Origin of the sequence: Pseudothauera lacus (assembly GCF_003034845.1) — a bacterium.
Lineage (GTDB): Bacteria > Pseudomonadota > Gammaproteobacteria > Burkholderiales > Rhodocyclaceae > Pseudothauera > Pseudothauera lacus.
Genome location: NZ_PZKC01000003.1, coordinates 134,026 through 146,512, shown reverse-complemented (window position 1 = coordinate 146,512; position 12,487 = coordinate 134,026). Strand labels below are relative to the sequence as shown.

The window sequence follows — 12,487 nt, the reverse complement described above, 5'->3', positions numbered from 1 at the left end:
TGTTGCTCGCCGGTATTCAGCCGTGGCGTGCGGCAAAGGCCTTCATGTAATCGACCAGGGCGGCCACACCCTCGATCGGCATCGCGTTGTAGATCGACGCGCGCATGCCGCCGACCGACTTGTGCCCCTTCAGCTGCACCAGTCCGGCCTCTTTCGCCCCACTCAGGAAGGCGTCGTTGAGGGACTCGTCCTTGAGGAAGAAAGGCACGTTCATGCGCGAGCGGCAGGCCGGATCGACACGGCTCTCGTAGAAACCGGAGCCGTCCAGGTAATCGTAGAGCAGGCGTGCCTTGGCGACATTGCGCGCCTCCATCGCCGCCACGCCGCCCTGGCGCTTGAGCCACTGGAACACCAGCCCGGCGATGTAGATCGCGTAGGTGGGCGGGGTGTTGTACATCGAGCCGGCCTCGGCCACTGTCCTGTAGTCAAAGGCCGACGGGCACAGCGCCATGGCGCGGCCGAGGAGGTCCTCGCGCACGATGACGATGGTGAGCCCCGCAGGGCCGATGTTCTTCTGCGCGCCACCGAAGATCAGGCCGTACTTGGAGACGTCGATGACGCGCGAGAGGATGTGCGAGGACATGTCGGCGACCACCGGCACTTCACCACGGCCGATCTGCGCCAGATCGGGCTCGAAGGGGTACTCCACGCCGCCGATGGTCTCGTTGGTGCAGGTGAACACGTAGGCGGGGTCGGCCGACAGCTGCCAGTCGCACATCGCCGGCACTGCGGTGAAGCCGGTGGCCTCGGCACTCGCGGCAACGTTCATCTGGCCGTACTTGCGTGCCTCCTTGTACGACTTCACCGACCAGCTGCCGGTCAGCACGTAGTCGGCCACAACCTTGTCGCCGAGGAGATTCATCGGGATGATGGCGTTCTCTGCAATGGCCCCGCCCTGCATGAAAAGGATGCGGTAGTTGGCCGGCACCGCGAGCAATTCGCGCAGGTCGGCTTCAGCAGCTTCGGCAATGGCGACGAACTCCTTGCCGCGATGGCTCATCTCCATCACGCCCATGCCGGCACCGTGCCAGTCGAGCATCTCCTCCGCAGCCTGACGCAGCACCTCTTCGGGCAGCGCCGCCGGACCGGCGCTGAAGTTCCATACCCGGCTCATGCTTCGCCCTCGCCCTCGCCGCTGACACCGCCGTCTTCATCGGCCACGGCATCGAGTCCATCGTCCTCGGACTCGGCCACCTTCTCCAGGCCGGCGAGGAAGGTGCCTTCATCCAGGTTGATCAGCGTCACCCCCTGGGTGGCGCGGCCCAGTTCGCGGATGTCGCGCACCTTGGTGCGGATCAGCACGCCGCCGGTGGAAATGAGCATCACCTCGTCGGCCGGCTCGACCAGCACGGCCGCCACCAGCTTGCCGTTGCGGTCCGAGGTCTGGATGGCGATCATGCCCTTGGTGCCACGCCCGTGGCGGGTGTACTCACCCACCGGGGTGCGCTTGCCATAGCCGTTCTCGGTGGCGGTGAGCACCGACTGCTCCTCGCCCTTGGCCACCAGCATGGCGATCACCTGCTGGCCGTCTTCCAGGGTCATGCCGCGCACGCCGCGCGCCTCGCGGCCCATCGGACGCACATCGCCCTCGGCGAAGCGCACCGCCTTGCCGGCGTCGGAGAACAGCATCACGTCGCATTCGCCGTCGGTGATCGCGACGCCGATCAGGCGGTCGCCGTCGTCCAGGCTGGCGGCGATGATGCCGGCCTTGCGCGGGTTGGCAAAGGCCGACAGCGCGGTCTTCTTGACCGTACCCTCGGAGGTGGCCATGAACACGAAGTGGCCGTCGTCGAATTCCTTGACCGGCAGCACCGCGGTGATCTTCTCGCCCTCGATGAGCGGGAAGAGGTTGACGATGGGCTTGCCGCGCGAGTTGCGCGTACCTTCCGGCACCTCATACACCTTGAGCCAGTACACCCGCCCGCGGCTGGAGAAGCACAGCACGTAGTCGTGGGTGTTGGCGACGAAGAGGCGGTCGATGAAGTCTTCGTCCTTCATCGAGGTGGCCTGCTTGCCGCGCCCGCCGCGGCGCTGCGCGCGGTAGTCGGCAAGCGGCTGGCGCTTGAAGTAGCCGCCGTGCGAGAGCGTGACCACCATGTCTTCCGGGGTGATCAGGTCCTCGATGTTGATCTCGGCGGTGCTCATGACGATCTCGGAACGCCGCGGGTCGCCGAACTGGTTGCGGATCGCGGCGAGCTCCTCGACGATGATCGCGGTGATGCGCTCGGGGCGGGCAAGGATGTCGAGGAGATCGGTGATGATGTCCATCACCTCGCGGTACTCGCCGACGATCTTGTCCTGCTCCAGGCCGGTGAGGCGCTGCAGACGCAGTTCGAGGATGGCCTGGGCCTGCACTTCGGACAGGCGGTAGCCCTGCGCCGACAGGCCGAACTCCGGCAGCAGCCCTTCCGGCCGGTAGGAATCGGCCGCCGCGCGCGACAGCATCTCTTCCACCAGCGCGCTGCGCCAGGTGCGCGCCAGCAGTTCGCGCTTGGCATCGGCCGGGGTGGGTGCGGCCTTGATCAGGGCGATGATTTCGTCCACGTTGGACAGCGCCACCGCCAGGCCTTCCAGCACGTGGCCGCGGTCGCGCGCCTTGCGCAGTTCGAAAACGGTGCGGCGGGTGATGACCTCGCGGCGGTGCTCCAGGAAGCACACCAGCATCTGCTTGAGGTTGAGCAGGCGCGGGCGGCCATCGACCAGGGCCACCATGTTCATGCCGAAGGTGTCCTGCAGCTGGGTGTGCTTGAACAGGTTGTTGAGCACCACCTCGGGCATCTCGCCGCGCTTCAGTTCGATCACCACGCGCATGCCGGACTTGTCGGACTCGTCGCGGATCTCGCTGATGCCCTCGACCTTCTTGTCGTTGACCAGCTCGGCGATGCGCTCCAGCAGGGTGCGCTTGTTTACCTGGTAGGGCAGCTCGTCGACGATGATGGCCTGGCGGTCGCCCTTGCCGATGTCCTCGAAGTGGGTGCGCGCGCGCATGATCACCCGCCCGCGCCCGGTGCGGTAGCCTTCATGCACGCCGTGGAGGCCGTAGATCAGCGCCGCGGTGGGGAAGTCCGGCGCCTTGACGATGGCGATCAGTTCCTCGATGTCGGTATCCGGCGCCTCCAGCAGCTTCAGGCACGCATCGACCACCTCACCGAGGTTGTGCGGCGGAATGTTGGTCGCCATGCCCACCGCGATGCCCGACGAACCGTTGATCAGCAGGTTGGGGATCTTCGCCGGCAGGATCAGCGGTTCCTTCTCCGAGCCGTCGTAGTTCGGCCCGAAGTCCACCGTTTCCTTGTCGATGTCGGCGAGCAGTTCGTGGCCGATGCGCGCCATGCGGATTTCGGTGTAACGCATCGCCGCGGCGTTGTCGCCGTCGACCGAGCCGAAGTTGCCCTGGCCGTCGACCAGCATGTAGCGCAGCGAAAAGTCCTGCGCCATGCGCACGATGGTGTCGTACACCGCCGAGTCGCCGTGCGGGTGGTACTTACCGATCACATCGCCGACGATACGCGCCGACTTCTTGTAGGCGCGATTCCAGTCGTTGGACAGTTCGTGCATGGCGAACAGCACGCGCCTGTGCACCGGCTTCAGGCCATCGCGTGCATCGGGCAACGCCCGCCCCACAATCACGCTCATCGCGTAGTCGAGGTAGGAGTGGCGCATCTCCTCCTCAAGGCTGATCGGCAGTGTTTCCTTGGCGAACTGGGTCATGTCCCGGCGGCGGAATTATCCGCATCATCAAAAGCGTGGAATATTACCACGCCGACGCCTTCCTTCCGCGCCCGCACCTGCTGCCGCAGCGCGCCGCGGCGCCGTTTGGCGCCCCCGGACGAATGTGCTTAAATCGACGGCACGCCATCACGGCCGCACTCCGGGGCGGCCTTGGACTGTCCGGAGCCCGATACGTGAGCGATGCCGTCGACCTGCTGATTCATGCCCGCTGGGTGATTCCCGTGGAGCCCGCCGGGCTCACCCTCGAACGCCACACCGTGGCCCTCTGCGGCGAACGCATCGCCGCCGTGCTGCCGCAGGACGATGCACGCCGGCGCTACCCCAACGTCCCTGCAGTGGAGCTCCCCGGGCATGCGCTGATTCCCGGCCTGGTCAATCTGCACACCCATGCGGCGATGACGCTGATGCGCGGCATCGCCGACGACCTGCCCCTGATGCGCTGGCTGCAGGAAGCCGTCTGGCCGGCAGAAAGCCGCCACGTCAGCGCCGCCTTCGTGCGCGACGGCACCCTGCTCGCCGCCACCGAGATGCTGCGCGGCGGCATCACCACCTGCAACGACATGTACTTCCACCCCGAGGCCGCCGCCGACGCCTACGATCAGGCCGGCATGCGGGCCATGCTGGGCATGGTGGTGCTCGACTTCCCCACCCCCTACGCCCACGACGCCGACGACTATCTGCGCAAGGGACTGGCGGTGCGCGACCGCTGGCGCGACCACCCGCGCATCGGCTTCACCCTCGCCCCCCACGCCCCCTACACCGTCTCCGACGACGCCCTTGCGCGCATCGCCGCCCTGGCTGACGAAATCGACGTCCCGGTGCACATGCATGTACACGAGACGGCCGGCGAGATCAGCGACGCACTCGCCCGCCATGGCGTGCGCCCCCTCCTGCGCCTGCAGCGCCTCGGCCTGCTCGGCCCCGGCTTCATCGCCGTGCATGCCGTCCATGCGGACGCCACCGACATCGACCTCCTCGCCCGCCACGGCTGCAGCGTCGCCCACTGCCCGACCTCCAACATGAAGCTGGCCAGCGGCATCGCACCGGTCGAACGCCTGCTCGCCGCCGGCATCAACACCGGCCTCGGGACCGACGGCGCGGCCAGCAACAACCGCCTCGACATGTTCGCCGAGATGCGCCAGGCCGCCCTCCTCGCCAAGGTCGCCAGCGGCGACGCCACTGCGGTGCCCGCCCACGTTGCATTGCGCATGGCAACCCTCGACGGCGCCCGCGCCCTCGGGTTGGGTGAGCGCATCGGTTCGATCGGCGCCGGCAAGCTTGCCGACCTGTGTGCGGTGAACCTTGCCACGCTCGAAACTCAACCCTGTTTCGACCCCGTCTCCCATCTGGTCTATGCTGTGGGCAGGGAACATGTTTCCCACGTGTGGGTCGGAGGCAGGTGCGTGCTCGATAAAGGTAAACCCTTGTTGCACGGGCACGACAACGAATTGCTCCGCCTTGCTGCAGTGTGGCAAACTAAACTTGTAAATTGAATCAGATACGTTGCATCCAACATTGTTGTATCGACGTTTTTGCGCAACACCGGGACCACGCATGCTTGCTGCCGGCCCGGCCTACAACACCCTGACCACGACGAGGAATAACATGATCAAACAAACCAAGACGCTGATGCTGGCCGCCGTTGCCGCGCTCGGCATGGCCGCCCCCGCCGCCTTCGCCCAGGATGTCAAGGTCGACGGCACCGGCGTCATCCCTTACGTCATCGACGCCCGCAACGTCGTCGCCCGCAGCGGTACCGGCCTGTGCTGGCGTACCGGCTACTGGAGCCCCGCCGCCGCCGCTTCGGCGATGGCCGGCCAGTTCCCGGTAGGCTGCGCGTGTGACAGCGACATCGTCCCCGCCGACCAGTGTGCCGCCCCGGCCGCCGCCCCGGCCGCCGCGCCTGCTGCCGCCCCGGCCGTGCGCCCGACCGCCGACAAGATCAAGCTCTCCGCCGACGCCCTGTTCGACTTCGACAAGGCCGTCCTGAAGCCCGAAGGCATGGCCCGCCTTGACGAGCTCGCCGCCCAGGCCCAGCAGCTCAAGCTGGAAGTGATTCTTGCCGTCGGCCACACCGACCGCATCGGCTCCGACGCCTACAACCAGGCTCTGTCCGAGCGCCGCGCCGCCGCCGTGAAGACCTATCTGGTCAGCAAGGGCATCGAAGCCAACCGCGTTTACACCGAAGGCAAGGGCGAGCGTCAGCCGGCTACCGGCAACAGCTGCGACAACGTCCGCCCGCGCGCTGCACTGATCGACTGCCTGCAGCCTGATCGCCGCGTTGAAGTCGAAGTGATCGGCACCAAGTAATTCCGCCGCGCTTCACCAAGGGCCCCGCCCCGGCGGGGCCCTTTGCTTTTCAGGGGCGCACCGCCGGACTTTTCCGGTACCATCGCCCCTTGCCCAAACAGCCTTCAACTACCGCCCCATGCGCGTCAACGCCGACCCCGCCGAAGTGCAGAAATTCAGCGACCTCGCCCACCGCTGGTGGGATCCCGCTTCGGAATTCCGCCCCCTGCACGAGATCAATCCACTGCGCCTGGACTGGATCGAAACCCAGACCCCCCTCGCCGGCAAGCAGGTGCTCGACGTCGGCTGCGGCGGCGGCCTGCTTTCCGAAGGCATGGCGGCGCGCGGCGCCACCGTCACCGGCATCGATCTCTCCGAAAAAGCCCTTGGCGTCGCCCGCCTGCACCTGTTCGAAAGCGGCCTCAAGATCGACTACCAGCACAGCAGCGCGGAAGACTTCGCCGAGCGCCACGCAGGCGCCTTCGACGTCGTCACCTGCCTCGAAATGCTCGAACACGTCCCCGACCCGGCCAGCACCGTGGCCGCCTGCGCCCGCCTGGTCAAACCCGGCGGCATGGTTTTCTTCTCCACCATCAACCGCAACCCCAAGGCCTACCTGTTCGCCGTCATCGGTGCCGAGTACGTGCTCAAGCTGCTGCCGCGCGGTACCCACGACTACGCCAAGTTCATCCGCCCCGCGGAGCTTGCCCGCTACGCCCGCGCCGCCCACCTCGACAGCGCAGAACTCATCGGCCTGAGCTACAACCCCTTCACCCGCGTGTACTCGCTGGGGCGGGACACCGACGTCAACTACCTGCTCAGCACCCGCCGCGAAGCCTGAGCGACAGCGTGCCGGCAAAGTGCTAGACTGGCACTTGAAATACGAACCAAACATCACCATATCTGTCACAACGATCACTGGGGCCGACCTGGCTTCGACGTGGGTCGCGACGCAGAGCAGTGCATACCGAGGACCAGTCACCTCGTAAATCCATCTGGAAAACTACAAACGCCAACGACGAGCGTTTCGCTCTCGCCGCTTAATCCCGGCGGGCGCTGCACCGGCAGGTCTCTGGGCCGGGTGGCTCCAGCGTAAGCTGGGCCGCTGCAGTGTCATTTACAGAGAATCGCGAGCAGGGCCGGGTTACTTGGCTCCGCAGCTAAAGGTAAGGTAGCTCGCTCCTGGCCGGCCTGTCTGGCGGCTAAGTCAGGGGTTAAATCCAAATAGCCGGGCTAAGTATGTAGATCTGCCTGTAGAGGGCTTGCGGACGGGGGTTCGATTCCCCCCGGCTCCACCAGTACCCAGTAGCATCAAGTAGCAAGAAGGCTCAGAAACCCGCGTAGCTCAAGGCTTCGCGGGTTTTTTCTTGTGTCACCCAGTAGCACCAAGAAGCATGCCATACCGTCATTCTTGACGGTATACCGACACCCGACGCGAGGTATACCCGTCATGCCCCTTACCGATACCGCCGTCCGCCAGGCCAAGCCGGGCGACAAGGCCCGCAAGCTGCCGGATGAGAAATCCACGCGCTATTTCGTCGACCCGGGGCTGCTGCGCCATCTCGATTTTGCCGGGGAAACGACCCTCAAACGGATCGAGCCGCACCGGCTCGCTGCCCTGATTCTGGAAGACCTCAAGCGCTACCCCGAATCGGCGATCGGCGATATCCGCCAGCGCATCGGCAGCGAGATCCCCCCCAGGCAGGTCAAACGTGCACTGGATGGCCTGGTCGACAAGGGCGAGGTGCGCTTTGAGGGCGACAAGCGCTGGCGGCGCGCTACTGGGCGGTGTCATGAATGGGCTATCGGACAAACTGCGCCCTATCGGCAATAGCCGGGCGATAGAAAATGGGCGATACGCCAGCGCAGACCTAATAAATCAACGCCTTGTATCGATCACCGCAGGTGCGGCATGGTCGATAGCCACAAGGCCGAACCCAGTGCAGTCCAGTGGCGTGCCATCGCTTGCCAAGAGGCAGCCCGTGATGGAAGCACAGAAAAAAACAAAGGCCGCTGATTCGCTACGCGGGTTCAGCGGCCGAAACCTCGATACGTCCATATCTGCAAGCACGATTCTTCGTAGGCTTCGATGTCGACTTGGCGGTCAGCCACCCGCCCAGATAGCTTCAGGAATTTTGGTCCGATCCCGACGCTGCGCCAGCGCTCCAGGGTGGCCTCGCTGATGCTCCAGCAGGCGGCCAGTTGTTTTTGATTGAGGTGTACGACGTCCATCTTGGTCTCCGTCCGAATGAGTTGGCAGGAGTCCATGAAGGCGCTGTTCGGCCGACGAGCCAAGCGATTCTTCTGCGGATCTGAGTTATGCGTCGCCTGGCGGCAGTGGAGTGTCGAACTCTACCGAGACGTCTCCAAGCAGCGATTGAACGCGTCGCACCTGATCGGCAGTGACAGGCTGCAACCGTTCCGGGTGCACGGCGATGTCCCGCTCAAGCAAATCCAAAATGACCTTCTCGGATGAACTGATGATGGCAGTTTCCGCGTCGTCTCCATCTTTCTTCATGCACGCTCCCCCGTTGGCGCATGATCCAGTACATAGCTTGTACTGCGCCCACCCGCATCCGATTTCCGCAGGGCGCCACGCGCAAGCAGATCGTTGATGTCACGCAGGGCGGTGTCCGGCGAGCACTTGGCAATGGCCGCCCACTTGCTGCTGGTGAGCTTGCCTTCGAAGCCGTCGAGCAGCTTGTTCAGCAACTTCACCTGCCGCTCGTTCAGTGGCGTGGTTGCCCAGCGCTGCCAAAATCGCGCCTTGGTCAGCACGGCGTCGAGTGTGTGCTGCGCCTGATCGACGGCGCGATGGAGCGTGTCGAGGAACCAGGCAAGCCACTCGGTGACGTCCATCGACCGCTTCTGGGTCCGCTCCAGGATGTCGTAATAGGCTTTGCGTTCGCGCTGGATCTGCGCCGACATACTGTAAAACCGCTGTGGACTGCCATCGGCGCGTGCCAGGAGCAGATCGCCGATGGCCCGCGCAATACGGCCATTGCCGTCGTCGAACGGGTGCAACGTGACGAACCATAGGTGGCCGAGACCGGCTTTGATCAGTGGCGGCTCGTTTGATGCGCCATTGAGCCAGTCAAGGAAGCGCCTGTTTTCATCCTCCAGACGGTCAGCCGAGGGCGCCTCGAAATGCACACGCTGGCGGCCGATGGGTCCGGACACCACCTGCATCGGCCCGATGGTATCGTCACGCCAGCCGCCGACCTTGATCCTGGAAAGGCCGGAGTAGCCGGTGGGAAACAGTGCGGCATGCCAGCCGAACAGACGCTCCCGCGTTACCGGTGCCTGGCAGTTGGCCGTGGCATCCAGCACCATATCGACCACGCCCTCGACATGGCGGTCGACCGGCGCAAGTGCGCCGATGTCCACGCCCAGCCTGCGGGCGATGGACGAGCGCACGGATTCGACGTTGAGTTGCTCGCCCTCGATCTCGCTGGTCTTGACTACGTCCTCAGTCAGCGCTGCAAGGCTCGCCTGATCGCGCAGCGCCATGCCGACGTCGGCCAGACGGCCCATCAACAGCCCCTGGGCACGACTGACTTCGGCCATGGGGCCGGCCAGCCCTGCGAGGTCGAAGTGCCAGTTCGGCCAGTCGCTGGCCTGCCAGATGTACTTGTAATCGCCGCTTTTCATGCGGAGATTATGGGCCGCAATCTCCGCATGCGCAAGTTATTCACCGCAGATTGTGCGGTGATGGAGAGCGGTATTCGCCGCACGACGGGCTGCCTGGTGCCGGCATGGGTGTAAATGGGCCAATCGCTCAAGGTGGGGTATGAGTAGACGCAAGCGGCGCCAATCACTGCGCTGCTACCGCCCTTTCAATGATTCCTGCATCCGCTGTGATTCTTTCCGCGCCTCAGCCAGGAGCTGATCCCAGTCATCAGGCGGATGCCCGCTTTCCAGCATCTTGCGGAACACCCGGTAGGCGTCGTCGCTGCTTTCATAAGCACGTTTTGTGTCTTCGTCGTTCACCCAGGCGTAGACGATCACTTTGCTTGGGGCGTGGTAGCGGAAGAATAGTCGGTACTGCTGGAAGAACTTGGCCCGAAACCAGTGCTTGTGATCTTCACCGAGCGTCGCACCCTGGCGGTACTCCGGTCGCGTCGGATCTTGCGGGATGACATCGAATGCCAGTTTGGTGATCGCGACCAGCCGTTTGCTGGCGTTCTTTTTTACGTACCCAACTGGGTCCTTCTGTATTGACCCAGTGAAAACCCGCTCAGGTGCGGGCGCCGCGGGCTCCCCCCCCCCCGCCTCGCTTTGCCCTCTCCGGCGACTGTGGCAGGATGACACGCAGCGGGCATTTCACCGACCCGCCGGGGTACAACAAGGGAGACAACTTCGATGCCGGCATCGCGCCACCTTCTGCTGGGCTCCGTATTCGCCGTGCTGGGCTATGCGCTGTGGGTCAGTGCAGCGTTCTCCGAGATCGCCGCCGGGGTGGCGATCTTCCTGCTCGGCATGATCGCGCTCGAAGAGGGCTTCAAGGTATTCACCGGCGGCACGCTGGAGAAGCTGCTGCAGCGGACCACCGACCGGCTGTGGAAGAGCCTGCTGTTCGGGCTGGTGGCCACCACTGTGACGCAGTCGAGTTCGCTGGTGTCGGTGCTCACCATCTCCTTCCTGAGTGCCGGCCTGCTGGGACTGGCGCAGGGGGTGGGGATCATCTTCGGCGCCAACCTTGGCACCACTACCGGGGCGTGGCTGATCGCCGGCTTCGGTCTGAAGGTGGACATTGCCGCCTACGCCATGCCGATGCTGGTGTTCGGCGTGGTGCTGAGCTTCAACCGCTCACGTACGCTGAAGGGACTGGGGCATGTGCTGACCGGGCTGGGCTTCCTTTTCCTCGGCATCCATTTCATGAAGACGGGCTTCGAGACCGTCGGTCAGAGCATCGACCTGGCCGAGTACGCCGTGCCCGGCCTTGCCGGCCTGCTGCTGTTCACCCTGCTGGGCATCGTTGCCACCGTGGTGATGCAGTCCAGCCATGCCACCCTGGTGCTGATCATCACTGCGCTGGGCGCTGGCCAGATCACCTACGAGAACGCACTGGCGCTGTCGATCGGTGCCAACGTCGGCACCACCATCACCGCCATCATCGGCTCGATCAGCGCCAACATCGAAGGGCGCCGGCTGGCGGTGGCGCATCTGGTGTTCAACATGGTCACCGGCGCGGTGGCACTGATCTTCATCGGCGGCTTCGTCAGCGCGGTGGAGACCGGCAGCGTCTGGCTGGGCATCGCCGCCGACAACCACACCCTCAAGCTGGCGCTGTTCCACTCGCTTTTCAACCTCACCGGCATCGTGCTGATGCTGCCCCTGCTCGGCCAGCTCGTGCGCGCGCTTGAAACCTGGCTGAAACCCCAGCCGCGTACAGTGAGCAGCCCGAAGTTCATCAACGACACCATGATCGAGATGCCGGACGCCGCGCTGGGCGCTGTGCGCCAGGAGGTCATCCACCTCTTCGGCAACGTCTTCGACATCATGGCGCTGGTCCTGCACACCGATCCCATCCGCCTGCGCAAGGGCGAATCCCTGGACTTGCTGGCCAATGCGCCGGAGCGCGTGCACGCGATCGATGTCGACGACTATTACCTGCGGCGGGTGAAACCGCTGCATGGCGACATCCTCGACTTCATCGCCCGCCTGCCCACCCGCGGCACTCAGTCGCGTCAGGCTTTCGTGCTGCGGGCCTCCACCCAGCAGCTGATCGAGGCGCTGAAGGATCTCAAGCACCTGCAGAAGAACCTGGTGCGTTACCTGGCCTCACCCAACCCCTACCTGCGCCAGGAGTATGTGAACATCCGCCAGCATCTGGCGCTGCTGCTGCACGAGCTGCAACAGCTCGCCAGCGACCCCGAGGCCAATGTCACCCTGGTGCTGGATGTGCTCCGTGCGGCCACGGAGGCCCACGACATCGTCGGCAACGGCACCCTCGACCGCCTCATCCGCGAACGCCGCATCAGCCCCGAAGTAGCCACTTCGCTGATGAACGACAGCGCCTATACCTACAACATCTCGCGCAACCTGCTGGCAATGGCGCAGGCGGTGTTCCAGCCCTTCGAGGCGGTCCACCATGAAATCGACAGCGCCCTGCAGCTGGACAAGCAGGAGCTCACCGCCATCGTCAGCGCGCAAGCGCAGGACACCGCCGCGCAGGAGCGTCCGTCGCCATGAAACTCATCCGCATGATCGGCCGCCTGGCCACCCTGCTGTCGGCCAGACGGCGCAAGCAGGAGGCCAAGAAGAAGCAGCTCAAGGCCCTGTTGCGCAAGATGAAGGCCGAACAGCGCGAGCTCGCCGCACGCATCAAGGCCTGCGACGACGCCCTGACCCGCGACAATCTCACCCTGCGCCTGCAGATTCTCACCGAACAGCGCCGCAAGGGCGTGGCCTTGCGCAAGGCGCTCAAGAACGGCGAGCGCTGAGCTGGACCGCTAAGCCCCGC

At 64.9% G+C, this 12,487-nt stretch carries 12 protein-coding genes and 1 other RNA gene; 7 read left to right on the top strand and 6 right to left on the bottom strand.

Annotated features, from left to right (window positions below):
- Positions 1-16 precede the first annotated feature (16 nt).
- Both serC and gyrA read right to left on the bottom strand, forming a co-directional pair.
- Positions 17-1,114: a 3-phosphoserine/phosphohydroxythreonine transaminase gene (gene serC / locus C8261_RS04565; RefSeq protein WP_107492490.1), complete on the bottom strand. Its 1,098-nt coding sequence runs from the start codon at positions 1,112-1,114 to the stop codon at positions 17-19.
- The gene (gyrA, locus tag C8261_RS04560; protein ID WP_107492489.1) at positions 1,111-3,711 is read right to left on the bottom strand and encodes a DNA gyrase subunit A; all 2,601 of its coding nucleotides are present in this window, start codon (positions 3,709-3,711) and stop codon (positions 1,111-1,113) included. The genes serC and gyrA overlap by 4 nt, the downstream gene beginning before the upstream one ends.
- 194 nt (positions 3,712-3,905) lie before the next feature.
- Here gyrA and C8261_RS04555 point away from each other — a divergent pair, with 194 nt between their 5' ends.
- From C8261_RS04555 to C8261_RS04535, 5 genes are all read left to right on the top strand, one after another.
- The gene (locus C8261_RS04555) at positions 3,906-5,225 is read left to right on the top strand and encodes a TRZ/ATZ family hydrolase (RefSeq protein ID WP_107492488.1); all 1,320 of its coding nucleotides are present in this window, start codon (positions 3,906-3,908) and stop codon (positions 5,223-5,225) included.
- A gap of 112 nt (positions 5,226-5,337) precedes the next feature.
- A complete protein-coding gene (locus C8261_RS04550) occupies positions 5,338-6,042 on the top strand; it encodes an OmpA family protein (protein WP_107492487.1) in 705 nt (234 codons plus the stop codon).
- 118 nt (positions 6,043-6,160) lie between these two features.
- On the top strand, positions 6,161-6,862 hold the full coding sequence (gene ubiG / locus C8261_RS04545) for a bifunctional 2-polyprenyl-6-hydroxyphenol methylase/3-demethylubiquinol 3-O-methyltransferase UbiG (protein ID WP_107492486.1): 702 nt from the start codon (positions 6,161-6,163) through the stop codon (positions 6,860-6,862).
- A 79-nt stretch (positions 6,863-6,941) separates the two neighbouring features.
- Positions 6,942-7,319: a transfer-messenger RNA gene (ssrA, locus tag C8261_RS04540) on the top strand.
- A 152-nt stretch (positions 7,320-7,471) separates the two neighbouring features.
- Positions 7,472-7,855, top strand: coding sequence for a helix-turn-helix domain-containing protein (locus C8261_RS04535; RefSeq protein WP_107492485.1), 384 nt, complete (start codon positions 7,472-7,474; stop codon positions 7,853-7,855).
- A gap of 197 nt (positions 7,856-8,052) precedes the next feature.
- Here the strand turns inward: C8261_RS04535 and C8261_RS04530 are convergent, their stop codons facing one another.
- From C8261_RS04530 to C8261_RS04515, 4 genes are all read right to left on the bottom strand, one after another.
- Positions 8,053-8,253, bottom strand: coding sequence for a helix-turn-helix transcriptional regulator (locus C8261_RS04530; protein ID WP_107492669.1), 201 nt, complete (start codon positions 8,251-8,253; stop codon positions 8,053-8,055).
- Positions 8,254-8,338: 85 nt separating this feature from the next.
- The gene (locus C8261_RS04525) at positions 8,339-8,539 is read right to left on the bottom strand and encodes a type II toxin-antitoxin system PrlF family antitoxin (protein ID WP_107492484.1); all 201 of its coding nucleotides are present in this window, start codon (positions 8,537-8,539) and stop codon (positions 8,339-8,341) included.
- Positions 8,536-9,672 carry a Fic family protein gene (locus C8261_RS04520; RefSeq protein ID WP_107492483.1) on the bottom strand — a complete coding sequence of 379 codons (1,137 nt, stop codon included), beginning with the start codon at positions 9,670-9,672 and terminating at the stop codon, positions 8,536-8,538. Before C8261_RS04520 ends, C8261_RS04525 begins: the two co-directional genes overlap by 4 nt.
- Before the next feature lie 174 nt (positions 9,673-9,846).
- Positions 9,847-10,332, bottom strand: a complete 486-nt coding sequence (locus tag C8261_RS04515; protein WP_219905141.1) for a type II toxin-antitoxin system YhaV family toxin — start codon at positions 10,330-10,332, stop codon at positions 9,847-9,849.
- Between the two features lie 51 nt (positions 10,333-10,383).
- On the opposite strand from C8261_RS04515, the gene C8261_RS04510 reads away from it, so the two are divergent.
- Both C8261_RS04510 and C8261_RS04505 read left to right on the top strand, forming a co-directional pair.
- On the top strand, positions 10,384-12,216 hold the full coding sequence (locus C8261_RS04510) for a Na/Pi cotransporter family protein (RefSeq protein WP_107492482.1): 1,833 nt from the start codon (positions 10,384-10,386) through the stop codon (positions 12,214-12,216).
- The gene (locus C8261_RS04505) at positions 12,213-12,467 is read left to right on the top strand and encodes a hypothetical protein (RefSeq protein ID WP_107492481.1); all 255 of its coding nucleotides are present in this window, start codon (positions 12,213-12,215) and stop codon (positions 12,465-12,467) included. Before C8261_RS04510 ends, C8261_RS04505 begins: the two co-directional genes overlap by 4 nt.
- The last annotated feature ends 20 nt before the right edge of the window (positions 12,468-12,487 follow it).